General features: G+C 70.4%; 26 protein-coding genes. 22 read left to right on the top strand and 4 right to left on the bottom strand.

Translation table 11 applies throughout. From position 1 onward, the window contains the following. Window positions 1-27 precede the first annotated feature (27 nt). The 9 genes from ABEA67_RS04250 to ABEA67_RS04210 all read left to right on the top strand — a co-directional run bounded on the left by ABEA67_RS04250 (window position 28) and on the right by ABEA67_RS04210 (window position 8241). Window positions 28-390 carry a hypothetical protein gene (locus ABEA67_RS04250; RefSeq protein WP_345461352.1) on the top strand — a complete coding sequence of 121 codons (363 nt, stop codon included), beginning with the start codon at window positions 28-30 and terminating at the stop codon, window positions 388-390. Next, window positions 387-1793 (top strand): FAD-dependent oxidoreductase, encoded by a 1407-nt coding sequence (locus ABEA67_RS04245; RefSeq protein WP_345461349.1) that lies wholly within the window; start codon window positions 387-389, stop codon window positions 1791-1793. The genes ABEA67_RS04250 and ABEA67_RS04245 overlap by 4 nt, the downstream gene beginning before the upstream one ends. 149 nt (window positions 1794-1942) lie before the next feature. Further along, window positions 1943-2527: a DinB family protein gene (locus ABEA67_RS04240; RefSeq protein ID WP_345461346.1), complete on the top strand. Its 585-nt coding sequence runs from the start codon at window positions 1943-1945 to the stop codon at window positions 2525-2527. After that, window positions 2524-3045, top strand: a complete 522-nt coding sequence (locus ABEA67_RS04235; RefSeq protein ID WP_345461343.1) for a histidine phosphatase family protein — start codon at window positions 2524-2526, stop codon at window positions 3043-3045. Before ABEA67_RS04240 ends, ABEA67_RS04235 begins: the two co-directional genes overlap by 4 nt. Then, the gene (locus tag ABEA67_RS04230; RefSeq protein ID WP_345461340.1) at window positions 3042-3815 is read left to right on the top strand and encodes an alpha/beta hydrolase family protein; all 774 of its coding nucleotides are present in this window, start codon (window positions 3042-3044) and stop codon (window positions 3813-3815) included. Before ABEA67_RS04235 ends, ABEA67_RS04230 begins: the two co-directional genes overlap by 4 nt. A gap of 5 nt (window positions 3816-3820) precedes the next feature. After that, entirely contained in the window at window positions 3821-5314 is a 1494-nt protein-coding gene (locus tag ABEA67_RS04225; RefSeq protein ID WP_345461337.1) for a DUF4127 family protein, read from the top strand. Continuing rightward, complete coding sequence (locus ABEA67_RS04220; protein WP_345461334.1) at window positions 5311-5634, top strand: hypothetical protein; 324 nt, start codon at window positions 5311-5313, stop codon at window positions 5632-5634. The genes ABEA67_RS04225 and ABEA67_RS04220 overlap by 4 nt, the downstream gene beginning before the upstream one ends. Next, on the top strand, window positions 5631-6530 hold the full coding sequence (locus ABEA67_RS04215; RefSeq protein WP_345461331.1) for an ROK family protein: 900 nt from the start codon (window positions 5631-5633) through the stop codon (window positions 6528-6530). The genes ABEA67_RS04220 and ABEA67_RS04215 overlap by 4 nt, the downstream gene beginning before the upstream one ends. Before the next feature lie 133 nt (window positions 6531-6663). Continuing rightward, the gene (locus tag ABEA67_RS04210; RefSeq protein WP_345461328.1) at window positions 6664-8241 is read left to right on the top strand and encodes an L-glutamate gamma-semialdehyde dehydrogenase; all 1578 of its coding nucleotides are present in this window, start codon (window positions 6664-6666) and stop codon (window positions 8239-8241) included. Window positions 8242-8257: 16 nt separating this feature from the next. On the opposite strand, the gene ABEA67_RS04205 is transcribed toward ABEA67_RS04210, so the two are convergent. Next, on the bottom strand, window positions 8258-8611 hold the full coding sequence (locus ABEA67_RS04205) for a DUF4180 domain-containing protein (RefSeq protein WP_345461325.1): 354 nt from the start codon (window positions 8609-8611) through the stop codon (window positions 8258-8260). A 44-nt stretch (window positions 8612-8655) separates the two neighbouring features. On the opposite strand from ABEA67_RS04205, the gene ABEA67_RS04200 reads away from it, so the two are divergent. Genes ABEA67_RS04200 through ABEA67_RS04190 form a run of 3 tightly spaced genes read left to right on the top strand, consistent with a single transcriptional unit; the run spans window position 8656 to window position 11386 of the window. Next, window positions 8656-9162, top strand: coding sequence for a DinB family protein (locus ABEA67_RS04200; protein ID WP_345461322.1), 507 nt, complete (start codon window positions 8656-8658; stop codon window positions 9160-9162). Then, window positions 9159-10040, top strand: a complete 882-nt coding sequence (locus ABEA67_RS04195) for a hypothetical protein (RefSeq protein ID WP_345461319.1) — start codon at window positions 9159-9161, stop codon at window positions 10038-10040. Before ABEA67_RS04200 ends, ABEA67_RS04195 begins: the two co-directional genes overlap by 4 nt. Window positions 10041-10078: 38 nt before the next feature. Further along, window positions 10079-11386, top strand: coding sequence for an aminotransferase family protein (locus ABEA67_RS04190; protein WP_345461316.1), 1308 nt, complete (start codon window positions 10079-10081; stop codon window positions 11384-11386). Window positions 11387-11448: 62 nt separating this feature from the next. Here the strand turns inward: ABEA67_RS04190 and ABEA67_RS04185 are convergent, their stop codons facing one another. Together ABEA67_RS04185 and ABEA67_RS04180 are read right to left on the bottom strand one after the other, a co-directional pair. Then, window positions 11449-12621, bottom strand: a complete 1173-nt coding sequence (locus tag ABEA67_RS04185) for an acyl-CoA dehydrogenase (protein WP_345461313.1) — start codon at window positions 12619-12621, stop codon at window positions 11449-11451. 69 nt (window positions 12622-12690) lie between these two features. After that, complete coding sequence (locus ABEA67_RS04180; RefSeq protein ID WP_345461310.1) at window positions 12691-12957, bottom strand: hypothetical protein; 267 nt, start codon at window positions 12955-12957, stop codon at window positions 12691-12693. Window positions 12958-13068: 111 nt separating this feature from the next. On the opposite strand from ABEA67_RS04180, the gene ABEA67_RS04175 reads away from it, so the two are divergent. The 7 genes from ABEA67_RS04175 (at window position 13069) to ABEA67_RS04145 (ending at window position 19343) form a co-directional block, all read left to right on the top strand. Continuing rightward, window positions 13069-13323, top strand: coding sequence for a hypothetical protein (locus ABEA67_RS04175; RefSeq protein ID WP_345461307.1), 255 nt, complete (start codon window positions 13069-13071; stop codon window positions 13321-13323). A 113-nt stretch (window positions 13324-13436) separates the two neighbouring features. Next, window positions 13437-13865, top strand: coding sequence for a 3-hydroxyacyl-ACP dehydratase FabZ (fabZ, locus tag ABEA67_RS04170; RefSeq protein WP_345461304.1), 429 nt, complete (start codon window positions 13437-13439; stop codon window positions 13863-13865). A gap of 148 nt (window positions 13866-14013) precedes the next feature. Beyond that, complete coding sequence (locus ABEA67_RS04165) at window positions 14014-15159, top strand: LptF/LptG family permease (protein WP_345461301.1); 1146 nt, start codon at window positions 14014-14016, stop codon at window positions 15157-15159. Further along, window positions 15156-16355, top strand: a complete 1200-nt coding sequence (locus ABEA67_RS04160; RefSeq protein WP_345461298.1) for an MGDG synthase family glycosyltransferase — start codon at window positions 15156-15158, stop codon at window positions 16353-16355. The genes ABEA67_RS04165 and ABEA67_RS04160 overlap by 4 nt, the downstream gene beginning before the upstream one ends. Further along, window positions 16352-17557, top strand: coding sequence for a polysaccharide deacetylase family protein (locus ABEA67_RS04155; RefSeq protein WP_345461295.1), 1206 nt, complete (start codon window positions 16352-16354; stop codon window positions 17555-17557). The genes ABEA67_RS04160 and ABEA67_RS04155 overlap by 4 nt, the downstream gene beginning before the upstream one ends. A gap of 69 nt (window positions 17558-17626) precedes the next feature. Next, a complete protein-coding gene (locus ABEA67_RS04150) occupies window positions 17627-18376 on the top strand; it encodes a class I SAM-dependent methyltransferase (protein WP_345461292.1) in 750 nt (249 codons plus the stop codon). Window positions 18377-18401: 25 nt separating this feature from the next. Beyond that, the gene (locus ABEA67_RS04145) at window positions 18402-19343 is read left to right on the top strand and encodes a hypothetical protein (protein ID WP_345461289.1); all 942 of its coding nucleotides are present in this window, start codon (window positions 18402-18404) and stop codon (window positions 19341-19343) included. On the opposite strand, the gene ABEA67_RS04140 is transcribed toward ABEA67_RS04145, so the two are convergent. Then, a complete protein-coding gene (locus ABEA67_RS04140) occupies window positions 19340-19858 on the bottom strand; it encodes a metal-binding protein (protein WP_345461286.1) in 519 nt (172 codons plus the stop codon). The genes ABEA67_RS04145 and ABEA67_RS04140 overlap by 4 nt on opposite strands. Before the next feature lie 83 nt (window positions 19859-19941). Between ABEA67_RS04140 and ABEA67_RS04135 the strand changes: the two genes are divergently transcribed. From ABEA67_RS04135 to ABEA67_RS04125, 3 genes are all read left to right on the top strand, one after another. After that, window positions 19942-22053, top strand: a complete 2112-nt coding sequence (locus tag ABEA67_RS04135) for a S8 family serine peptidase (protein WP_345461283.1) — start codon at window positions 19942-19944, stop codon at window positions 22051-22053. 159 nt (window positions 22054-22212) lie between these two features. Further along, window positions 22213-23790: an ABC transporter substrate-binding protein gene (locus tag ABEA67_RS04130; protein WP_345461280.1), complete on the top strand. Its 1578-nt coding sequence runs from the start codon at window positions 22213-22215 to the stop codon at window positions 23788-23790. Window positions 23791-24097: 307 nt separating this feature from the next. Continuing rightward, complete coding sequence (locus ABEA67_RS04125; protein WP_345461277.1) at window positions 24098-25135, top strand: ABC transporter permease; 1038 nt, start codon at window positions 24098-24100, stop codon at window positions 25133-25135. Window positions 25136-25238 lie beyond the last annotated feature (103 nt).

The raw sequence follows: 25238 nt of genomic DNA, 5'->3' as shown, positions 1-25238 counted from the left end.
CCATTTCCGCCATGGCAGGATGACCGCATGAAAAGAATGCTGCTTGCTGCCGTCCTCGTCCTGCCGTTGAGCGCCTGCGGACTCATCTGGACGCCGAACACTCCGGGGGTCGCGGACGTGCAATTTCCGGCGAGTGTAGGAGCAACTGAAGTCATGAACGTCGCGGTCACAGTGGGACTTGGCTGCGGCAGCTTCGACGGCTTCAGCGCGCAGCGGACGGCCAGCCGCCTGACGCTGACCACACGCGGCAGCGTTCCGGTCGGCGTGGCCTGTTCCGCCAGCGTGCGGAACGAGACGAAGACCTACACGGACCCCGGCACCCCTGCCCGCGTCGGCCCCTTTGAGATTGTCGTGAACGGGAAAACGTGGGGCACCGTCAGCGTCAAATGACCCTTCCTTATTCCACCGAACCCCGCACCTGGGACGTCATCGTCGCAGGGGGCGGGACTGCCGGGGCCATCGCGGGCATCGCTGCCGCACGGGCCGGAGCGCGGGTGCTGGTCGTGGAGGCGCTGGGGAGCCTGGGCGGCACCGGCACGAACGCCTGGGTCACGCCGCTGATGCGGAACGTGTCGGCGGGGCAGAACCTCAACCGGGGATTGACGGACGAACTCAAGGCCCGGCTGCGTGCGCGGGGCGACGGGGCCACCGACGCGGGCGGCAACGACAACTGGTTCAACCCCGAGGGCCTGAAGGTGGTGCTGGAGCAGATGCTCTTGGAGGCAGGCGGGGAGGTGCTGTACCACACGCAGGTGGTCGCGCCGCTGGTTGCAGAGGCCCAACCGACCGCGCACCGCGCACCGCCTCCCGCGCACCTCACCGCCCTGGTCCTCCACAACAAGGGCGGCCTGCAAGCCTTCCACGCGGGCGTGTTCATCGACGCGACGGGCGACGCGGATGTGGTGGCGCGGGCCGGGTCCCCCTTCCATGCGGGCGACGAGGACGGCGTACACCAGGCGATGAGCCTGCGCTTCACGTTGGCGGGGGTGGAGACGGGGCGGCTGACGGCCTTCCTAGGCGAACACGGACAGCCCCAGGCCTCCCCCGACTTCCTGCACTTCTGGATGGTGTGGGGGTGGAACTCCAGCCTGGAACCCCTGTTCCGGGAGGCGGTGACGGCGGGCGTGCTGGAGGAGCGCGACGGCGACTATTTCCAGGGCTTCAGCGTACCGGGGCGGCCCGGCGAAATCAGCTTCAACTGCCCGCGCATCCGGGCCGACCTGAACGACGGCGCAAATCCCTGGCACCTCTCGGCGGCGCAGACGGACGGGCGGGCGGCGATTGACCGCCTGACGGCCTTCTGCCGCCGTTATTTTCCGGGATGCGAGGCCGCCTACATCGGCACCGTCGCCCCGATGGTCGGTGTGCGCGAGACGCGGCGCATCGTGGGCGAGTACACGCTGACGGTGGAGGACATTCTGGACTGCCGCCGCTTTCCGGACAGCATCTGCCGCAACCACTACCCGGTGGACATTCACAGCGTCAAGGGCGGCGCGCGGCTGCTGCACGAGCGCGACGGCACCGCGCCCTACTTTGCCCCCGACGCCTACCACGAGATTCCGTACCGGGCGCTGGTGCCGGTGGGCCTGCGAAATGTGCTGGTGCCGGGGCGGGCGGCGAGCAGCACCTTCGAGGCGCAGTCGGCCATCCGGGTACAGCAGAACTGCCACACGATGGGCGAGGCGACCGGAATTGCGGCGGCATGGGCGGCGCGGGACCACGGCGGGGAGGTGCGGGGGGTGGACGTGGCAGCCCTCCAGGCAGAGATGCGGCGGCTGGGCCACGTGATCTGATAAGGACTCCGATTGAATCGTTGACGAAGTGATTCAATCCGAGCAGCGCGAGAAGGAGAGAAACGGGTTCCGGGCGTGGAGTTGGCAAACCGGCGCTTTCCCGGTTTGTTAACGAAACAGACGGAATCCGTATGAATTACGCTGGGCCAATGAGCGCCGAACCGACCAATGAAGTGCAGGAGTGGCAGCACTGGTACCGCATCGAGCCGGACGGGCACTCCAATCCGCATATCGGGGCGCTGACCGCTATGCTGAACTACGCGCGCATGACCACCCTGGATGCCGTGCGGGGCCTGAGCGTGGAGCAACTGGACGCCACGCCGCCGGGCTTCCGCAACTCCATCGGCATGCTGCTGGCGCACATCGCGGCGGTGGACCGGGTGTACCACTGGCTATCGTTCGAGGGCCGCGACCCCTTCAGCGAGAGCATCCCCGAGTTCGGCCCCTACCGCTCCGGCCTGACTATGGGCGCGGAGGGCGGTGAGGCCGTGCGGGGCCGCCCGCTGGAATGGTACCTGGCCGAGCTGGAGGCGTCGCGCGGGCACACGCTCGCCACCCTCGCGCAGAAGGACGACGCCTGGCTGGCCTCGCGCCTCACGGTGCCGGGCTTCGACTTTCCGAACCACCACTGGGCCTGGTTTCACGTGATGGAGGACGAGGTCAGCCACCGGGGGCAGATGCGCCTAATTCGCAACATCGTCGCGCCCAGGCAGGCGGCGGAGACGACGGAGTGAGCGGCACCCTGCTGCTCATCCGCCATGCGAAAGCGGGCGGACAGGCACCCGAGGCGACTCTCACGCCCGAAGGGAAAGTGCAGGCGGAGCGGCTGGCGGAGGCGCTGGCCGGGCTGGGCGTCACGCGCATCGTGAGCAGTCCCTGGACGCGGGCGGTGGACACCGCGCAGCCCCTCGCTGAGCGGCTGGGGCTGGAGGTCGAGACAGACGCGCGGCTGACCGAGCGGGTGCTGAGTGGCCGGGAAGTGCCCTACTGGCGCACGGCCCTCCGGGCCAGTTTCCGTCTGCCCTGGCTGCGCCTGCCGGGCGGCGAGGCGGCCAGCGCAGCCCGGCGAAGGATTCAGGCGGCCCTTTCCGGCGCACGGAACCCGGACGGCATCACGGCGGTCGTGACCCACGGCAACCTGCTGGCGCTCGCGCTGGGGCTGGACTACGTGGGCTGGGCGGGACTGCGGAATCCAGACGTATGGCGGCTGGACGCGGACGGGCACGCAACGCGAGTGGAGGCGGGAGGATGACGGACACCAGAACCTTCAACCCGGCCGACCCCCACGCCGCCCCGGAATACGCGGGCACGCCGTATCTGATAGAGCGGCGCGTGCTGGCGGGCGTGCCGTGCCTGATAGAGCGGCCCCCGGAGATGACGGACGTGCGGCAGGTGTGCCTCGTGTACCACGGGGCCTGGGCGGCGAAGGAGGGAAAACTGGGCGTGTACTCCGCCCTGGCCGCGCAGGGCTGGGCCGTCGTCATCCCCGACGCGGCGCTGCATGGCGAGCGGGTGGAGGAAACGCCGCCCAGCCTGAACGCCCGCGAGTACGTCTGGGAGAGTGTGCGCCGCACAGTGGCCGAAGCCCCGGCGCTGCTGGACGCGCTGGCGGAACTGTTCGGCCCGCTGCCCGTGTCCATCACCGGCTCCAGCATGGGCGGCTACGTGACGCAGACCCTGGCCCGCAACGAACGGCGGGTGACGCGGGCGGCAGCGCTGATTACTTCCGGCGTGTGGGAGGAGCCGGAGGTGCGCCGCCCCGACCTCCGGGCCTTTCTGGAGGCGCACCGGCCCGTCACCCACGCGGAGGACGCGCCCCCCACACCCCTGCTGCTGGCGAGCGGCGACAGCGACCCGGCATTCCCCCTCGCCGCCCACCATGTCCCGACGGCCGCGGCTTACCGCGAGGCTTATGCGCGGGCGGGCTGTCCGGAGAACTTTCACGAGGCGGTCTTTCCCGGTGTGGGGCACTACACTAGCCGGGGCATGCGCGACGCCGTGCTGCGCTTCTTTCTAGACTGACGCACGTGACCCGCCTGCTGCTGATTCCCCCCGACACCCGGCCCCCCACACTGGAGCATCCCGCGCAACTCGCCCGCATGACCGGCGCAGAGGTGCGGGTGCCGCCGCCGGAGGCTCTGCCCGACTTCTTCACGCCGGGCGATACGGGAAGGCTGCACGAGTGGCTGCTGGACGAGGCGCGGGAGGCGGACGCCCTGGTCGTCTGCCTGGAGACGCTGACGCTGGGGGGCATGATTCCGGCGCGGCGGGTGTCCGACCCGCTGGACACCGTGCTGGAGCGGCTGGACGTGCTGCGGGAGGTGCGGGCGCTGAATCCGGGGCTGCGCGTCTACGCCTTCGGGGTGATTGTGCGGGTGGCCCACGACAACGACCCACACGAGGAAAAGCCCTACTACGGCGAGTGGGGGCGCGAGCTGCGGGCCTACTCCACGGCCTTCGACCGCCACGCCCGGCATGGGGAGGGCGAGCGGGCGGCGCTGGACGCGGCCCACGCGGCCCTGCCCCCGGACATCCTGGCCGACTGGGTGGGCACCCGCGAACGCAACCGGGCGCTGCACCTCGCCGCGCTGGACCTGCTGGCCGGGGGCACGCTGACGCACCTGTGCCTGACCCTGGACGACACCACCCCCTACGGCCTGGCCGCCTTCGACCGCCGGCTGCTGGAGGCCCGCGCCGACGAGCTGGGCGTGTGGGAGCGGCTGGACGTGTATCCGGGGGCCGACGAGGTGCCCTGCGCGCTGATGGCCCGCGCGCTGCGGCCGGAGCCAGTGCGGGCCTGGGTGCGCTACAGCGGGCTGCTGGGTGCAGGGGCTGAACTGATTTACGAGGACCGCCCGGCAGGGGAACTCGTGCGGGCACACCTGCGCGCGGCGGGATGCCGGCTGGCAGACACACCTGCGGAGGCCGACTTCGTGCTGGCGGTCAATACGCCGGGAACCCGGCAGGCGAGTTTCCAGCCCGACTTCGCCACGGTGGACACGCCGCACCGTCATCTGCCCGCCTTCGTGGATGCGCTGCGAGAGGACCTGGCGGCGGGGCGGGCCGTGAGTGTCGCGGACATTGCTTACCCCAACGGGGCCGAGCGGCGGCTGTGGACGCTGATGCAGGTGCTGCCGCTGGCCGACCTCGCCGGGTATGCCGCCTGGAACACGGCGGGGAACACGCTGGGCAGCGCGGTGGCGTTCGGCAAGCTCGCGCCGCTGGTGCAGGACCGGGCGGCCCACGCCGAGGCCCTCTTCGCCCGGATGGTGGACGACGCGCTGTACCAGGCGTTCGCGCGAGCCGAGGTGCGCGCCCAGCTGGACCATCCCAGCCCCTTCGACCTGGGCGGGCAGCGGGCGGCGGCCGAAGTGCATCTGCGAGAACTCATCACGCCGCGCATCCGGGCGCTGTGGGAGCGGCATTTTGCCCAGACTGGGCTGGCGCTGGAGGTCGGGGAGGCGCATCTGGCGTGGCCCCGGTTGTTCACGGGGGTGTTTCCGCTGAGGGTGCGGGCATGAAGGGCCACCCGTACTGGCTGGCCCTGGCCCTGGCCGGCGTAGCGCTGGCAGGTGGGGGGGCATGGGGAGGCGTCACGCTGCGAAATGGCGGCACCCGTTCGGTGGAGGTGGCGACCTGCGCGGCCACGCACTGTACCGGCTGGCAGCGGCTGGAGCCGGGGCAGACCTGGCGGGTACCGCTGGCCCCGGTGCGTGGCGCGCTCAGCCTCAGCATCAGCCAGCGTGCCGGACAGACCACCGACTTTATTCTGTATGACGTTCGCCTGCCCCTGCGTCTCCTGCTGGACGGGCAGGGCCGTCTGAGGGAGGTGCGGCCATGACAGGGTCTCCCCTCCTCGCCCTCGACATCGGCGGCACATCCATGCGGGCAGCCCTAGTGGAAGGCGGGCGCGTCACGCAGCGGCGCGAGACACGCACGCCGAAACCGGCCACACCGGAAGCCGTGATGGCGGCCGCCTTGGACCTGGCCGCCCCACTGACCTCGGAGGCAGTGGCCGTCGGCGTGGCCTGTGCGGGCGCAGTGGCGCGGGGGCGCGTGACCGCGACGGCCACCCACACCTTTCCCGGCTGGACCGACATTCCGCTGGCGGAGCGCCTCGCGCAAGGGCTGGGGCTGCCCTGCTCGGTGCTCAACGACGCGCGGGCCGCCGCCTGGGGCGAGTTCCGGGCCGGGGCGGGCCGGGGAGCTTCCGAATTCATGTTCATCACCGTCAGCACGGGGGTAGGCGCGGGGCTGGTGCTGGGGGAGCGGCTGCACCTTGCGGCAAACGGGCTGGACGCCGAACTGGGCTTCGTGAGCGTGCCCGCCGTGTGGCAGGAGGGCGAGGAAGTGCCGCCGCTGGGCCGCCTGGGACCGCTGGAGTTCGAAACGAGCGGCACGGCGCTGGGCGGGCAGGCGCGGGCGCTGGGGCACGAGGATGCCAGGGCGCTGTGTGACGCCGCCGAGGCCGGGAACGGGGCCGCCGAAGCCGAATACACCCGCTCCGCCGCCCTGATCGCCTGGAAAATCGCGGACGTGGCAGCCCTGCTGGGCATCACGCGGGTGGCGTTGGGTGGCAGCGTGGGCCTACGCCCCGGCTACCTGTCGCGGGTGCGCTCGTCGCTCGCCTGTTTCCCACAGCGCTACCAGCCCGCAGTCGTCCACGCAGAACTGGGGGTGGACGCGGGCCTGATCGGGGCGGCGCTGTGGGCGGGGGAGGCCCGTTCCAGCACTTGACGTTTGTAAGGTCGGGCGGGAGACAGCCCCCCTCTCCGCACACCTATATCCGGGCTTTTTTGCCGTCTGACAGCGGTTTTGCGCCGCCATGAGGCACGTGTTAAGCTCGCCTCCATCTCAAGGAGGCAGGACAATGACCAGCACGCTGATGGAGGGCTTCCTCCCGTTCGAACATGAGCCGTATTTCAACTTTGGCCGCGAGGAGGTGGCCGGGCAGCAGCGCGAGGCCTACCGAACGGTGCGGGAGAAGTACGTGGGCCGCAGCTTCCCGATGTATATCTGCGGCCAGTCCGTCGAGGGCAGCGAGACGTTCGACGTCCACAACCCGGCGGACACCCGCGAGGTGGTGTGGCGCTTTCCCAAGGCCACGCCGGAGCAGCTCGAAGAGGCCATCGGGTGCGCCAAGGCGGCCTTCGAGGAGTGGCGCTTTTCCGACCCGATGCAGCGCGCGACCATCTTCAAGCGGGCCGCGGACCTGCTGCGCGCCCGCCGGATGGAGTTCAACGCGGTGATGGGCCTGGAAAACGGCAAGAACTGGGCCGAGGCGGACGGCGAGGTTGCCGAGTGCGTGGACCACTTCGAGGTCTTCGCCCGCGAGACGCTGAAGTGGGCACAGGGCAAGCCGGTCTACCCCATGCCCGACGAACACGTCACGATGGTGTACGAGCCGATTGGTGTGGTGGCCGTCATCAGCCCCTGGAACTTCCCGGCGGCGATTCCGCTGGGGATGGCGCTGGGCGCGATGGCGGCGGGCAACACCGTGGTGTGGAAACCGGCCTCTGAGACGCCGCTGAGCAGCCTGCTGCTGGTGGAGCTGCTGTTCGAGGCGGGCCTGCCGCGCAACGTCATCCAGTTCCTGACCGGCACGGACGACGTGCTGGGCGACCCGCTGGTGGACCACAAGGACATCCGCATGATCGCCTTTACCGGCTCCAAGGAAATCGGCTGCCGCATCATGGAGCGCGCCGCGAAGGTGCAGCCGGGCCAGAAGTGGCTGAAAAAAGTCATGGCCGAGATGGGCGGCAAGGACCCCACGGTGGTCTGCGCCGACGCCGACCTCGACGACGCCGCGCGGGGCATCGTGCAGGCGGCCTTCGGGTACGCGGGGCAGAAGTGCAGCGCGTGCAGCCGCGTGATTGCCGAGGACAGCGTGTACGACGAGCTGCTGGACAAGGTGGTCAAGCTCGCCTCTGAACTGAAGGTCGGCTCGCCCGAGGAGAACGCGGCCCTCGGCCCGGTGATTCATGGGGGCAGCGCGGACCGCATCATGGGCTACGTCGAGAAGGGCAGGGGCACGGCCCGTCTGGTGCTGGGCGGCGAACGCGCCGAGAGCGGGGAGCGCGAGGGCGGGTACATCCAGCCCACCATCTTCGCGGACGTGGACCCGCGCGACCCCCTCTTTCAGGAGGAGATTTTCGGGCCGGTGCTGAGCTTTACACGGGCGCGCGACTGGCGGCACGCCATCGACCTCGCCAACGACTCCGAGTACGGCCTGACTGCCGCCTTCTACAGCCGCGACCCGCAGAAAATCAACGAGGCCCGCCGCCTGATTCACGTCGGGAACCTGTACGTGAATCGCAAGTGCACCGGGGCGCTGTCGGGCACCCACGCCTTCGGCGGCTACGGCATGAGCGGCACGAACGCCAAGGTGGGCGGCCCGGATTACCTGTTCTGGTTCCTTCAGACGAAGACGGTGGCGCAGAAGTATTGAGCAGTACTGGGTCGGGTCAGGCCCCGGCGCTGGCCTCCAGCCAGTTCCGGGCCTCCTCCTCGGTCTGCAAGAAGCGGATCAGGCTGTGTGCGGCGTGTTCATGGGCCAGCTCCGCGAAGCGTTCGCCGTGGGCCGCGAAGTCCGGCAGTACCAGGGCCACACGAATGCGGTAGTTCGTGAACTTCTGGAACGCCTCGCCCGCCAGGCCGCTGCGCAGCCGGAAGAACTCGGGGGCCAGGTCGGCTTCCGTCAGGATCAGGCCGTCCAGATCATAGGCCGCGCCTATCAGCTCGCCCACGTCGGCCGGGGTGCGGAGCGCGACTCCCAACTCACCTGCCGTCCGTATCCGGGGAGCTTCGCCCATCTTCATCCCGGCACCCTAACAAAGCCTCCTCCTTTTGCGAAACTGGCCTTATGACTGACCCCCAACCCGACCGCCTTGATCGCGCCCAGCTCGCCTTTGCCCGCCTGCTGCCCAAGCTGTTCCGGGGGGGACAGGCGTTCGTGGGCGTGGAGGCGGCGCTGAGCGGGCTGGACGCGCAGACGGCCGCGCGCCGTCCCGAGCACCTGCCGCACAGCGTGGCCGAGCTGGTCGCGCATGTGAACTGGTGGAACCGCTGGATGCTGGACATCATCGAGATGGGCCAGGCGCTGCCGTACCCGAAGCACGCGGCGGACACCTGGCCCGAGGTGGGCGAGGCGGACTGGACACGGGTGCGCAGCGAGTTCTACGAGCTGCTGGCCCGCATCGACACCCACACCGCCCGCCCCGACCTCGCCAACCCGGTCAACCACGACGAGACCATCGGGGAGCTGCTGGCCGACTTCGCACTGCACACGGCACACCATTTCGGGCAGGTGGTGACGGTGCGACAGGCCCTGGGGGCGTGGCCTCCTCCGGGGGGCGGGGACACGTGGTGAGGGAGCTTCCAGCCGTCAGCGGTCAGCTTTCAGCGGAGGGGACCGTCACCGAACTGAACGCGGGCGATTCGAGCCGGGCCTCGCACGTGTGGCGGGTGGAGACGGCAGAGGGGCCAGTCATCCTGCGCCGCTCGTGGTGGACCTCGCCGGAGGTCAGCGCCTTCATGCTGGGCCTCGCGCGGCTGTTCGGCGTGGACCCGCGTGACCTGCACGCCACTGCTGGCGCTTACCGCTTCTGGCAGAGGCTGGGGGTGTGGGCCGTGCCGGACGTGCTGGGCATCACCGACTTTCGCGGTGGTCCGGCGTTGCAGGTGGAATTCGTCTCAGGCGAAGCCCCCCGCGATTTGCAGGAGGCGGATGCGGCGGAACTGGGGCGACGGGTGGCGGCGATCCATGCCCACGCCGCAGCGGGCTTCGGGCCGGTCAGCAGTCAGAACGCACGTCCCCTCACCGACTTCTACCCCCAAGCCCTGAAAGTGGTGCGCGAGGTGGCGGAGCATTTCGATGCAGAGGCCTGGGTGGGCCACTGGCCGCAGGTCGAGGCCGCCTTCGCCGCCGCCCCGGCCCCCACCCGCGCCGTGCCGATGCTGCTCGACTGGAACGGCACGCAGTTCGTGTGGCGGGGTGGGCAGCCCTTCGCGCTGGTGGATGTGGAGGCGTCGGCCTTCGCCCCGCCGGAACTCGACCTGTGCCTCTGGGAAGTGCTGCTCTCGGCAGAGGGTGGGCAGGCCTTCCGTCAGGGCTATGAAGAACGTCTCCCCTTCCCCGACCTCGGCCCGCACCGCGCGGCCTGCCGCCTACTTCTGCGTGCGCTGGAAGTGGAAGGCTCGCCCCCGCTGCACGCCTGGCTGGCCTTCCCACCCCTCTTTGACTGCTGACGGCTGAAAGCTGACCGCTCCCCCGAAAGGCTCCCCGCATGACCGATTCCCCCACCTCCAGCGTCTTCTACCGTTCCCGCAAGCCCTACCCGACCGCCGTGCGCGGCGAGGGTGTGTATCTCTACGACGCCGGGGGGCGGCGGTATCTGGACGGTTCCTCCGGCGCGCTGGTGGCGAACATCGGGCACGGGCGGGCGGAGGTAGCGGAGGCGCTGGCGCGGCAGGCCCGCGAACTGCCCTTCGTCCACGGGTCGCAGTTCACCTCGCCCGTGCTGGAGGAGTATGCCGCGCGGCTGATGACGTTTCTGGGTCTGCTCGACTTCCGCTTCTGGGCCGTCTCGGGCGGCTCGGAGGCGAATGAGAGCGCCATCAAGCTCGCGCGGCAGTACCACGTGGAACGGGGCGAGCCGGGGCGCTACAAGGTCATTACGCGAGTGCCCAGTTACCACGGGGCCTCGCTGGGAGCACTGGCCGCATCGGGGATGGGGGCGCGGCGGGCCATCTACGCGCCCCTGCTGAACGAGGCCGCCTGGCCGAAGATGCCCAGGCCGGACCCCACCCTTTCCGGCGAGGCCGATGCCGAACGCCTGCGCACCGTGCTGGAGGAGGCCGGGCCGGAAAGCGTCGCGGCCTTTATCGCGGAGCCGGTGGTCGGTGCGTCGGACGCGGCGCTGACCCCGAATGCGGGCTACCACGCCCGCATCGCTGAGATTTGCCGCGAATACGGTGTGCTGTTCGTGGCCGACGAGGTGATGAGCGGGATGGGCCGCTGCGGCTCGCCGCTGGCCATCCGCCTGCATGACGACGTGACCCCAGACCTCGTGGTGCTGGGCAAGGGGCTGGCGGCGGGGTATGCGCCCCTGGCAGGCCTCGCCGCGAGTCCAGAGGTCTACGACACGGTGATGAACGGCTCGGGGGCCTTCAAGCACGGCTTCACCTACGCGGGCCATCCGGTCAGCGTGGCGGCGGGCCTCGCCGTGCTGGACATCGTGGAGCGCGAGGAGCTGACCCAGCGGGCGCGGGTGCAGGGGGAGCGGCTGCTGGCGGGCCTGCGCGAACTGAAGGAACGGCACCCCGTCGTGCTGGAAGCACGGGGGCAGGGGCTGCTGCTGGGCCTGGTGCTGGGCGACCCGGCGACCGGGGAGGCGTTCGGGACGCCGGGTATCGCGGAACGGGTGGCAAAAGCGGCCTGGGAACGCGGCCTGATTACCTACCCGGGCACGGGGGCGGTGGACGGCACCCGCGGCGACCACCTGCTGCTCGGCCCGCCGCTGAGCATCACGGACGCGGAGGTGGAGGAGCTGCTGGCGGCGCTGGACGGGGCGCTGGAGGAGGCAGAAGGCTGAGGGCAGATGGCAGAAGGCATCCGAAAGCCTTTGCCTTCAGCAATCTGCCATCTGCCCTCTCCTCAGTACTCCGCGAACACCGCCCGGCTGATCACGAGCTGCTGAATCTCGCTGGTGCCCTCGTAGATCTCGGTCACCTTGGCGTCGCGGTAGAGGCGCTCCACCGGGTACTCGCGGCTGTAGCCGTTGCCGCCGAAAATCTGGATGGCGTCGCGGGCGCAGTCCACCGCGGCCTCCGAGGCGAGCAGCTTGGCGATGCTGGCCTCCTTGCCGTAGGGCTGGCCCTGGTCCTTGAGCCAGGCGGCCTTGAGGGCGACCAGGCGGGCCGACTCGGTGCGGGCGGCCATGCGCGCGACCTTAAAGGACACGCCCTCGAACTCCCGGAGTTTCTTGCCGAACTGCTCGCGCTCGCTGGCGTAGCGGGCGGCATGCTCCAGGGCGGCGCGGGCGATGCCGAGCGCCTGCATGGCGATGCCGATGCGCCCCGAGTCCAGGCTGGCGAGGGCGATGATCAGGCCCTGGCCCTCCTCACCCACCATGTTGTCCTGGGGCACGCGCACGCCGTCGAAGGTGACGGTGGTGGTGTGGGCCGCGTGCAGGCCCATCTTTTCCTCGGGGCGGCCGAAGCTGAGGCCAGGCGTGTCCCCCGGCACGATGAAGCAGGAGACGCCGCGCGCACCGGGACCCCCCGTGCGGGCCATCACCAAATAGGTGTTCGCCTGCCCGCCGGAGGTGATCCAGGCCTTGGAGCCGTTCAGCACCCAGGCGTCGCCGTCGCGCTCGGCCCGCAGGCGCAGACTGGCCGCGTCGCTGCCCGCGCCCGGTTCGGTGAGGCAGAACGCGCCGATGTGTTCACCACGGGCGAGGGGGCGCAGGTACCGCTCGCGCTGCGCGTCGGTGCCGTATTTCAGAATCATCTGCTCCGGCAGGCCGTTCTGCACGCTGACAATTACGGCCACGCTGGCGTCGGCGGCGGCGATTTCCTCCAGGCACAGGGCGTAGGTCACGGAGTCCAGGCCCGCGCCGTCCCACTGTTCGGGCACGGTGGCTCCCAGCAGGCCCAGCTCGGCCAGGCCGCGCAGTTGCTCGCGCGGGTACTCGCCGCTACGGTCGTATTCGGCGGCTTTGGGGGCAATCTCGGCGCGGCAGTACTCGCGCACGTGCTGCACGATCATGCGCTGATCGTCGGAGAGGGCGAAGGCCATTCCCCCCTCGGCGGCGGTGATGGTGGTCATACGCTCAGGCTACCAAACGGTTGTTAGGGGTTGTGGGCCGTGGGAAAAGACGGGGAGCCTCCCCACAACCTACAACCCACCCCCCACAGCCCCTGCCAATGCCTCCTCGATGCCGCGCCCGCGCCAACCTGTCTCGACGCCCAGGGCCTCCCCGCCCTCCCACTTCAGGGCCGCGCCAATCGTCGCGCCGCCCGCGATGGCGAGGGCCGCCGCCGTCAGGGCGTCCTGCGGGGCCTGGGGGCACAGCCGCGCGACGGCCATGCGCAGGCTGGGCGCGAGGGGCAGGGGCGGGCGGGTGACGCGGACGCGGGCGGGGAGGTCGGGCGGGGGAGTCACGGGCCGAGTGTAGCGCCCGCCGAGCGCAGCGGCCGGGGCGTGAAGTTCTTCACCGCACACACGCGCCGCCTCTCTAGAATGCCCGGCGATGACAGGCGAGAGGCAAAACACGTGCGAATCCTGAGGTGGCTGGGCGTCGTCCTGCTGGGCCTGCTCACGCTGGCGCTGGCGCTGCTCACGCTGGGAAGTTTCGCCAGCCTGAACCCGAACGCCCCGCTGTGGCTGCGCACGGTGGGGAGCGTGGAAACGCTCCTGGGGGCGCGGGCAGGCGTGGGCGGCCCTTCCTCCTTCGGCCAGGCCATCGCGCTGACGCTGCTCACCAGTCTGCTGGCGGGGCTGGTCGCCTTCCTGAAGCCGCGGGGCTGAACGCTGACCTGAACGCCGGGAGCTTTTGGTGACCCGTGCTACCCTTGGGGCGTTTTGACGGCGGGGAGACGGGCGCGGCCCCGCGTCCCTCCCGCCCCCAAGGAGTCCCGCTGATGGAACCCATGCTCATTCAGGACGTGCTGAAGATTCTGCCGCACCGTTTTCCCTTCGTGCTGGTGGACCGGGTGCTGAGCGCCGGGAACGGCGAGGCCCACGCCCTCAAGAACGTGACGATCAACGAACCCTTCTTTCCCGGCCACTTTCCGCAGGAACCCGTGATGCCGGGGGTGCTGATCGTGGAGGCCCTCGCACAGGCCAGCATGTTCTGTCTGCACGAGCAGCTCGAACCCGGCACGGTCGGCTACCTCGCGGGCGTGGAGGGCGCGCGCTTCAAGCGCAAGGTGATTCCCGGCGACCAGCTTCACCTGCACGCGCGCCTGGAGTTCCTGCGCCGCGGCCTGGGCAAGACCACCTGCCGCGCCGAGGTGGACGGCCAGGTGGCGGCGGAGGCGACGATTCTGTTTGCGGTGGGGAAAGGGTGAGGAAGGTGGTGGTGCGCGGTGCGCGGTACGCGGAAACGAGGAGCGGGGGCCAGGCCTGGCTTCTCCCTCTCCGCGGGGGCACGGCAGCTGAGCTTTTGACTGCGCACCGCGTCCCGCATCCCGCGCACCACTCCGCAGGAGTCCCCCTTTGACCCGCCTCACCCGCTACGTCACCCGCGAGCTGCTGCCGCCGCTGGTGAGCGGCACGCTGCTGTTCACGGCGATTCTGAGCTTCGGGTACTTCTTTATCAGCAGTCAGTGGCTGCGGGGCGTGCCGCTCTCGCTGATCGGGCAGTGGATCGCCTATCAGGTGCCCGACACGCTGGTCAAGGTGCTGCCGATGGCGGTGGTGCTGATGACGGTGGTGGCGTTCGGGCGGCTCGCCACCGAGCGCGAACTGGTGGCGGTGCAGTCGGGCGGCATCGGGCTGGGGCAGGTGGGGCGGCCGGTGGCGGTGGTGGCGGCGCTGGTCACGGCCCTCGCCGTCTGGCTGAGCCTATGGGTGGCTCCCCGCGCCAACGTGGAGACGCGCGGGCTGTACTGGGACGCGCTGACGGGCGCGGGCCTCTCGCACGTCATCGGGAAGACGATGGACCTGGGGGGGAACCTCACGCTGTGGCTGGGGGGATATGACCACACCAGGCGGGAGCTGAAGAATGTGCGGGTGGAACGCTGGCAGGCGGACGACCCCAGACGCGCCACCGTGATTTTCGCGGACAGCGGGCACTTCGAGAACAACCAGCTTTCCCTGCGCGGGTATCAGGTGTACACCGTGAACTACGCCGCCGCCGCCGGGCTGGCGCGTGTGCCGGAAAACGACCCCGCCGCCTTTCGCGCCGCCGTGCAGGAAGTCTTTCCCAGCGTGGTGATTCCGGAGGACGCGGGCAGCACCCTGAACCTCGACACCGGCCTCTCGCGCAAGCGGACCATCGCGGAATATGCCGATGCCATCGGTGCAGACGCGGAGGGCTGGCCCGAACTGATGACCAAGCTGACCGCGCCCGGCGTGCCCGAGCAGGAGCGGCAGGACGCCCGCATCAACCTCAACCGCAAGCTGGCCCTGCCCTTCGGCAATCTGGTGCTGGCGCTGGCCGCGCTGCCCTTCGCGCTGCGCTACGGCCGCAGCCTGGGCGTCTCGCTGGGCATCGCGCTGATGATCGCCGTCGCGTACTACCTCGTCTTCTTCGTCGGCCTGACGCTCGCCGGAACGTTGCCGGGCCTGCCCGAACTCGGCGTGTGGCTGGCGAACATCGTCTTTGCCGGGCTGGGGCTGTGGCTGCTGAGGCGGGCGTGAGGGAAGGTGCGCGGGACGCGGGACGCGGTGTGCAGGCAGAGCATTCACCGCGCACCGCGCACCACGCACCGCCTCCCCCTCCCGAACTGCGCGCCCTGATTCTCTCCGCCTCCTTCGGCAGCGGGCATCACCAGGCGAACGACGCGCTGGACCGGGCGTTGCGGGCGGCGGGGGTGGATCTCCGGGCGCGGCACGCGGACTTCATCGCGTACCTGAACGCCTTCGAGCGGGCGGTGACGGTGGGCACCTACGACGCCTGGCTGCGCTACGCGCCGGGCATGTACAAGGCGTTCTACGAGTGGACGGACCAGGAGACCGAGCCGCGCGCGCTGACGGGCACCTTCGGCTGGCTGGGCCTGCGCGGGATGCGGCGCGACGTGCGCGAGGTGCGGCCCGAGGTGGTCGTGAGCAGCTATCCCACGCCGGTCGCGCTGGCCCACACGGCACGCCGCCAGCTCGGGGTGGACTTCCTGAACGCCCTGGTCGTGACCGATTACCGGGTTCACCACCACTGGGCGCGGCCCGAGGCCGAACTGCTGCTGGTGGCCTCGGAGGAGGCGCGCGAGCAGATGGTGGGCCACTGGCGCATCCCCGAGGCCCACGTGGCCGTGACGGGCATCCCCATCGCCCCCGTCTACCGCGAGTTGCTGGGGGCGGACCGGGCGGCCCTGCGCGAGAAGCACGGGCTGAGGCCGGACGAACCGCTGCTGCTGGTGTCGGGCGGCGGCACGGGAACCTACCGGGCGCTGAACCGGGTGCTGAACGAGTTGAGCCACCTGGGGCGGCGGGTACAGGTGCTGGTGCTGGCGGGGGCGCGGCGGCGCGGCGTGACACGGGTGGGGGGAGCCACCATTCACGCGCTGGGCTTTACCACTGACTTTCCCGAACTGCTGGCCGCCTCCGACCTGGTGGTGGGCAAGGCGGGCGGCCTGACGGTCGCGGAGGCCACCACGCTGGGCATCCCGCAGGTCATCTTTGAGCCGATTCCCGGCCAGGAGGAACACAACGCCGACTACCTGGTGCGGCACGGGGCGGGCCTGTGGGCACGCGAACTGGCGGAGGTGCGGCCCGCCGTGCTGAGGGCGCTGGACCCGGAAGAACACGCCCGGCTGGGCACGCACGCCCGTGCCCTGAGCGTCCCCGACGCCGCTGACCGGGTGGCCGCCGCGCTGCTGCGGAGGCTGGGACGGGCATGAGGCGGTGGGGCTGGCTGGCCGTAGGGCTGCTGGGCTATGTCGCCCTCCCCTACCTGCTGGCGCAACGGCTGAACCTGGGCCTGGTGCGGGAGGGTCGGCAGCAGCACAAGGCCCTGGCCCTCACCTTCGACGACGGCCCCGACCGGAAGGCCACGCCCGCCGTGCTGGACGCGCTGCGGGCGGCCGGGGCACGGGCCACCTTCTTCGTCATTGCGGGCCGGGCGGAGGCGCACCCGGAGCTGATCCGGCGGATGCTGGAGGAGGGGCACGAGGTGGAGGCCCATGCCGCGCGGCACGTTCACGCCTGGCTGCGGACGCCGTGGGGGGCCTTCCTGGACCCGCTGCGGGCGGTGCGGCGGGTGTCGGCGGTGACGGGGCATCCGGTCCGCCTGCACCGTCCCCCCCACGGGGCATATACCCTCGCCACGCTGCTGGGGCAACGCGCGGCAGGGGTGCGGGGCGCACACTGGAGCGTGGAGGGCCACGACTGGCATCCCGCCTTCACGCCCGCAGACGTGCGGGGGCGGGTGAACGCCCTGGCCTTCCCCGGCGCAGTGGTCGTGCTGCACGACGCGGGGCCGGGCGCACGGAACACGGTGCCGCTGCTGCCGGGCCTGCTGGCGGACCTGCGGGAACGGGGCTACGCGCTCCTCCCCCTGGGTGAACTGGACGGGGCCGCGCCGCTCGCCCCGCGTGACCTGCCGCGCCGCCTGATGCGGGGGCTGGACCGGGTGTTCGACCGGCTGGGGGGCACGCAGCCCGCCGGGGGAAGGGCGGACAACCTCTTCCGCGTCGGCCCGGTGCGCTTTCCCCTGAACGGCGTCACCCTCGCGGACGGCACCCCGGTGCCGCAGGGCACCCCCGCCGCCGAGTTCCACGTCAACAATCCGCTGCTGGTGGACCTGGGCCTGCGCCGCAGCGTGCGCCTCGCCCGCGAGGACTTCCGCGACGTGGCCCATGACCTCCAGACCCGCCCGGAATTGCAGGGCGCGCGGGTCGTCTTCTGCCTCAGCGCCCTCTCGCCCCTGCTCGCCACGCTGGGCTTCGAGACGCACGACCTCACTTCCGCCGACACCCGCCGCCTGCGTGCCTGGGCCAACGTGCTGCGCCGCGCCTACGGCAGCGACCCGCGTGCGCCCGAGCCGAGGCTGAGCGTGCTGGGGCGGGCGGCGTTTCTGGAGCGGTATGGGGAAAGGTTGTAGGTCGTGGGCTGTAGGTTGTAGGAGGAACTTCCCACATCCTACAACCCACAACCGACTACCCTCTTCTCCGTGAACTACAACGACTTCGCCGCCCTCTACGACCACCAGTACGACCTCTACCGCGACGACCTGCACTTTTATGCGGGGGTGGCCGAGCGGGCGGGCGGGCCGGTGCTGGAGGTGGGGGCGGGCACGGGCCGCGTGACGGCGTTCCTGGCGCGGCGGGGCGTGCGGGTGGTGGGGCTGGAGCCGAGCGCGCGCATGATCGAGCGGGGCCTCTCAAGGGCGCGGGAGCAGGGGCTGGACCTGACCTTCGTGCAGGGGGACGCGCGGACCTTCCGGCTGGAGGAACGCTTTCCGCTCGTCATCGCGCCCTTCAATGCGCTGATGCACCTCTACACGCCGGGCGAGCAGCTCGCCGCGCTGGAAAACCTCCGGGCGCACCTGGCACCGGGCGGCGCGTTCGTGTTCGACCTCTACGTGCCGCGCTACGGCGAGATGAACACGCTGCGGCACGAGGGCGAGACGTTCCACCGCCCGGACGGCTCGCGCACCGACGTCTTTCTGGTGCAACGGCACGACCGGCCCCGGCAGCACGTGACCACCGAGTATTTCGTGGACACCACGGCCCCCGACGGGCTGCTGCGGCGGCAGCACTACACGCTGACGCAGCGGTACTACACCCGTTTTGAAATGGAATGGCTGCTGCGCTGCGCGGGCTTCGAGCCGCCGCGCGTGACGGGCAGTTTCCAGGGCGGCCCGCTGGAGGAGGGCAGCGACGTGATGGTCTTCCAGACGCGGGCGCGGTCAGAAAGCTGACGGGCCGGGGGGGCAGACTGGGCGCATGGTTGCCCGGCTGCTGGTCCTCGGCCTCTCCACGTTCTGGGCCTGCGCGTCGGCCCTCCCGATCACGGGCTGGAACGGCACGCCGGTGGAGGTACCGGGGTCGCGCCTCGTGAACGGGCGGGCGTACCTGCCCTGCGCGTGGCTGAACGCCCACCGCCCCGACCTGACATGTCAGGACAGCGGACGGGGAACGGCCTTTCTGTGGGCCGCGCCCCTGAACCCGTCCACGCCGGGCTGGAGCATCTCCCGCTTGGGGTGGGCCTTCCCGACTTCCGGACAGCAACTCGCGCCCCGGCAGGTCCCGCCACCTGTGGTAGTGGAGGGACAAACGCTGATCGCGGCCTCGGCCCTCCGTACGCTCTCCAGGGTCGACGTGACCTGGCAGGGCAGCACCCTCACCGTCTCGCTGCTGCCCCGGCTCCGCGCCGCCCTGCGCGTTATCGGGCACGGCGAACTGCGGGAGGCGCGGGTCCTGGCGGGGCAACTCCGGGAGAGGACCGGGCTGCCGGAGGACTACAACCGGGGCGATGCGGGCGCGGGGCCAGTCGTCATTCTGTACCCCGAGGGCGAGGTGCGGCGCTTCTTCGTGTGGCAGGCGCGCACGCTCAGCGCCTACGAGGTGCGGGAGGGCTGGCGGGTGCAGGTGTGGCAGGCCGCCGTGGGTCTGCCCCCGGCCTCACTGTGGGGCGAGGGGCCGGGCAAGCGGGCGGGCCAGGGCGACACGCTGGAGCGGCTCGCGGGTCCCTTCGCCCGCACCCAGGGCAGGCGCTCCGCTGTGACGGGGAGGTACCGCACCCTCCGCGTCTCGCCGGCGCATCCGGCAGGCCAGGACGACCTCCGGGTGGGCTGGGTCGAGCTGGACGGAACGGCAAAACCGGTCGCGGCTGGAAACGGCCTGCCGGATGGCGTGCAACTGCCGGGGGAGGTCCGGCGGGATTAACCCCTCCCCCGCACCTTCCGCCGCACATGCCGCATCCCGTGGTCGGGCCGCACGCCGTCGGCGATCAGGTGCAGCCACTGGCTGAGGTAGTAGCCCAGCAGCAGGGGCAGCAGCACCTTGAAGCTGAACGGCTGCGGGAGGCCAGGAAGGGGAAAGTGGGGCCACACGAAGCGCAGCAGGCCGAGCAGCAGCGCCGCGATGACGGCCAGGTAGGCCAGGCGCGTGAGCGGCCCCACCACCCAGGTGTGCGAGAGGCCCCGGTGGCTGGAGAGCATGCCGTAGGGCACCCACAAAAAGCCCAGCAGGCCCCAGCGCCGCTTGCTGTCCACCCGCCCCTCGGCGAGGTCCAGGTCGGGCGAGAGCAGGAAGGTGCCCGCGAAAAAGCCCAGGGTGAAGTTCAGGGCCTGGGCGGGCGTGACGGTCAGCAGGTGCTGCCGCGTGGCGAGCAGGACCCCGGCGGCCAGGACGCTGTAGGTGGCGATGTTGATGAGGTTATGGACACGTCCGCTGGGCACGGCGCACATTCTGCCCCGCCGGAGGGCCACTGCCCACCCGCCTTCACAAACCGTCAGCCAGGATGCGGCATCCTGGGGCACACATGAAACGCGCTCCCGTCCTGCTCACGCTGGCCCTGCTGCTGGCTGCCTGCACTCCCGGCACTCCCCCCACGCCCTCGGCGCAGACGGTTCCGCTCGGCACGGCGACCACGGGCACGGCGTCCCAGGCCTTCAGCGGCACCTGGGAGGTGGACACGGCCAGCCTGCCCGCGTGGCTGACAGTCTCGCCCCTGAGCGGCAGCGGCCCAATGGCCCTGAAGTTCACGGCAGACCGTGCCCAGGGCACGCCGGCCACGGCGGACCAGCCGCAGCTCAGCGCCGCCGTGACGGTGAGCTGGAAGCAGGGGGGCCAGAGTGGAAAGACCACCTTCACGGTCACGGCGGACCAGTACACCCTGACCGGGCGGGTGGTGGACGCCGCGCGGATTCAGGGCAGCGACGTGGGGGGCGCAAAGTCGCCCAGCCCGGCCGGACAGGTCCCGGAGGCCCGCGGCGTCATCGTGAAGTACCGCTCGGCGGCGGCGCAGGCGGTCGCACTGGGACGCGCCGTGTCGGCCGCTTCGCTGAGTACCGCGGCGCAGGCCACCACCCGGCAGACGGTGGACCGCCTGAACGTGCCCCGTGCGGCGCGGGATGACCTGGGCGGGCGCACTGTCCACCTGGAGACGGACGACGTGGCGGGGGCGCTGGCCGCGCTGCGGGCCGACCCGAATGTGGAATACGCCGTGCCGAACGCCGTGCTGCACGGGCAGCAGGTGAGCGGGCAGGCGCTCGCCGCGCCCGTGGTGCCGACCGACCAGTACGCGGGCCTCCAGTGGGCCTACCGGCTGCTGGGCTACGGCGCGGTGTGGCGCGACATGGAGGCGGGCGGCTACACCCGTCCGGTGACGGTCGCAGTGGTAGACACGGGCGTCCGCTTCGACCACCCCGACCTTCAGGGCGCGCTGTACGGCCCGGACGAGGGGGCGCTCGACGTGCTGGGCTTCCGGCCCGCCACAGACACACACCCCTACGACAACGGCGACGGCGACGGCCCCGACACCGACCCCACCGACCCCAACACCCCGACGCGCACCGGCGGCAGCCACGGCACCCACGTCACCGGCATCATCGCGGCGCGCTGGGGCGAGATGCCGCGCTTTCCCGGCTGCGAGGCATGCAGCACCAGCGGCGTGGTGGGGGCCGCCTACAAGGCCCCCGTCAAGGTGCTGCCCATCCGCGTGATTGACGCCGCCGACAACGCCGAGGTCGCGGACGTGGTGAACGCCGTGCGCTACGCGGCGGGGCTGGACATCACGCTGGAGGGCAAGACATACCACAACCCCCACCCCGCCCAGGTCATCAATCTCAGCCTGGGGGGCGATGTGGGCACCGACACCGCCCGGCCCATGTGCGAGGCGGTGGCCGACGCGACGCACGCGGGGGCGCTGGTGGTGGTCGCGGCGGGCAACGGCTACGGCAGCGTGCCCTACTACCCCGCCGCATGCGAGGGCGCGGTGGCGGTCGGGGCCGTGACCCTCTCGGGGAGCAGCGCGCCCTCGCATGCCGGCTACAGCAACAGCTACCCGCAGGTGATGCTGGCCGCGCCGGGGGGCGTGGACATCAACCGGGGACCGACCTATTTCAACGGGGCGAAGCTGAACGGCGAACCCTACCCGGATCAGATTTTCTCCACCGACTGGAACTACGCGAAAAACCAGCCCATGTACCAGTCCTACGCGGGCACCAGCCAGGCCGCGCCGCAGGTGAGCGCGCTGGCCGCCCTGCTGCTCAGCAAGGGTGTCACGCAGGGGCGCGACGACACGCTGGCCCGCCTGGTGGCGACCGCGACCGATCTGGGCACCCCGGGCCGCGACGAGGACTTCGGGTACGGCCTGATCAACGCGGCGGCGGCGCTGGGGGCACCCGCGGTCAGCGACACCCTGGGGCTGCGGGTGCAGGGCAGCCGGGGCCGGGTCTTCCAGCCCGCACTGGACGCCCTGGGCCGCTTCACCGCCTACCTGCCCGACGATACCTTCCAGGTGATCGGGGGCCGCGACCGCAACGGCAACGGCCTCGTGGGCGAGGCGAACGAACCGCGCGCCGAGAAGGAGGTGACCCTGGGGCCAGCGCAGCCCCGCGCCGACCTGGGCGACCTGACGCCCACGCCCTGAACCGTTTCCCTTGACACCGTTCCTGAGCACCCCTACCCTGAACGCACACTTGTGCTTTAGCTGCCATTCAGAGGCCCTGCGCCTGCCACCCGGCAGGCGGGGCCGTACCGGAACAGGGTCATGCCTGGCCGGACACATGAAGCGGCACACGGAGGCTCCATGAAGAAACTGCTGCTGACCGCCCTCCTCGCCACGCTGCCCACTGCTGGGGCCGCCACGCTCGTGTTCGGGAACAACGGCGACCCCGTCAGCCTGGAACCCGGCAACATCACCGACGGCATCAGCATCGCGGTGCAGCGCCAGATCTACGACACGCTGGTGGACTTCAAGGACGGCACCACCGAGCCGGTGCCCGGCCTCGCCACCGCCTGGAAGGCCAACGCCAACGCGACCCAGTGGACCTTTACCCTCCGCAAGAACGTGAAGTTCCACGACGGCACCCCCTTCAACGCGGACGCCGTGATCTTCAACGTGAACCGCTGGTGGGACCCCAAAAACGCCTACGGCTACCGCGACCAGGGCCACACCTACGAGATCTGGGGCCAGCTGATGGGCGGCTACAAGGGTGACGCCTCCTCCATCCTCAAGAACGTGGTGAAGGTCAACGACTCCACCGTGCGCTTCGAGCTGAACAAGCCCAGCAGCGTGTTTCCGGACGTGATCGGCTCCGGCTACTTCGGCATCGCCAGCCCGGCGGCCATCAAAAAGGACGGCGCGAAGTACGGCACGCCCGCCAGCAAGCCTATCGGCACCGGCCCCTTCATGTTCCAGAGCTGGCGCACCGGCGACCGCGTGACGCTGCTGCCCAACAAGCTGTACTGGGGCACCAAGCCCAAGGTGGATCAGCTCGTGATCCGCTCGATCAAGGACGCCTCGCAGCGCCTGAACGAGCTGAAGGCCGGAACCATCGACTTCGCCAACGACCTGACGCCCGACAGCCTCAGGAGCGTGCAGGCCGACAAGAGCCTGGTGGCAGTCAAGCGGCCCTCCTTCAACGTGGGCTTTGTCAGCATGAACAACCGCAACCAGTACCTCAAGAACGACAAGGTGCGCCAGGCCATCAGCATGGCAATCAACAAAAAGGCCATCGTGGAGGCCTTCTGGCCGGGCCTGGGCATCAGCAACGCCAGCTTCCTGCCGCCGGTGCTGGCCTGGGCGAACAGCCCCCGTGTCCCCGACGACTACAAGTTCGACCCCCAGGCCGCCAAGAAGATGCTGGCCGACGCGGGCTACCCCAACGGCTTTGCCGTGGACCTGTGGTACATGCCGGTCAGCCGCCCCTACTTCCCGCAGCCCAAGCCGATTGCCGAGGCCATCGCCGCCGACCTGAGCGCCATCGGCATCAAGGTGAACCTCAAGACCGAGGACTGGGCCAAGTACCTGGAGGACCGCAACAAGGAACCCGGCTTCGACATGTACATGATCGGCTGGACCGGCGACTACGGCGACCCGGACAACTTCTACAGCGCCTACTACGGGCCGAACGCGGGCGACGACATCAACTGGAAGTCGCCCCAGCTCGACCGGCTGCTGGAACAGGGCCGCGCCGCCGTGACGCGCGCCGACAAGGCCAAGGTCTACGCGCAGGTGCACGACATCACCTACGGGGCCGCCTACCGCGTGCCCGTGGCGCACAGCCAGCCGCTCGCCGCCGCCCGCAGCTACGTGAAGGGCTGGGTGCCCAGCCCGCTCGGCAGCGAGGCCTTTAACAACATCACCGTCACCGGCAAGAAGTAATACGGATTCCGCTTGAACAGTGACAGGAACTGTTCAACCCGAGCGGACTTGCAAAGCTGAGGAGTGGCGTCCCCAGGGGCGTCCGTTCACGACGACTGCGAAGCAGAGCGAGGAGGAACCCAACGGTTGCCGGGAAAGGAGTTACCGAATCGGCGCTTTCCTGATTCGAGAACGGATTGGACGGCAACCGTAGAAGTCCTTCCAGGAACGCGCGGGCGGGGCGGGCGAGATCGTTGGCCCGCCCCGCCTCCCCCTTTTCGACCCCCTTTTCAGCGGAACATTCCGACCAGAGCATGAGGAGAATCCCTTGGGCAGTTACGTGATACGGCGCATCCTGCGAACGGTGCTGGTGATGGTGGGCATCAGCGTGGTGGTGTTCGCGTTCGTGCGCTCGATTCCGGGCGATCCGGCCACCGCCCTGCTGGGCGAGCGTGCCACCCCCGAGGCCGCCGCCGCCCTGCGCGAACAGCTCGGCCTGAACAAGCCCTGGTTTCTCAACCTTCAGGACCCGGCCCACCCCCTCGACGCGCAGTACCCCCGCTACGTCGGCCAGCTTCTCCACGGCGACCTGGGCAGCGGCATCAAGAGCAACATCCCCATCCGCGACGAACTCGCCGCCCGCTTTCCCGCCACCGCCGAACTCAGCCTGGCGGCCCTGCTGTTCGCCCTGCTGATCGGCCTGCCCGCCGGCATTCTGGCGGCCCTGCGGCGCAACAGCGTGTGGGACAACCTCGCCACCACGATCAGCCTGGTGGGCGTGAGCATGCCGGTGTTCTGGCTGGGCCTGCTGCTGACCTACTTCTTCGCGGTGAAACTCGGCTGGCTGCCCCCCAGCGCCCGCCTGGGCAACGAGACGAATCTGCAACCGCTCACGGGCTTCTATGTGCTCGACGCCCTGCTGCGCGGCCAGCCCGCCGCCGCCTGGGACGCCCTGCGGCACCTGATTCTCCCGGCCATCGCCCTGGGCAGCATTCCGCTGGCGATCATCGCGCGCATCACGCGCAGCAGTCTGCTGGAAGTGCTGGGGCAGGACTACGTGCGCACCGCCCGCGCCAAGGGGCTGGGCGGCCGCGCCGTGACCCTCAAGCATGCCCTGCGCAACGCGCTGCTGCCGGTCGTCACCGTGATCGGCCTCCAGGCGGGTGCCCTGCTGGGCGGGGCCGTGCTGACCGAGACCATCTTCTCCTGGCCCGGTCTGGGGTCCTGGCTGTACGACGCCATCAGCCAGCGCGACTACCCGGTGATCCAGGGCGGCGTGATCTTCGCGGCCCTGGTGGTCAGCGTGGCGAACCTGCTGGTGGACCTCAGTTACGCGATGCTGGACCCGAGAATTCAATACCGGTAAGTGGGAAGTGGTCAGTGGTGAGTGGAAACAGCAGCCGGCGCGTCTGCTCCCATCCGAGCTTTTCCCACTGACCACTCCCTACTCACCACTCCCCGAGGTATCT

The sequence above is a fragment of the Deinococcus carri genome (assembly GCF_039545055.1).
GTDB lineage: Bacteria > Deinococcota > Deinococci > Deinococcales > Deinococcaceae > Deinococcus > Deinococcus carri.
The sequence above is the reverse complement of the archived record's forward strand: the minus strand, read 5'-3'. Positions and strand labels throughout refer to the sequence as shown.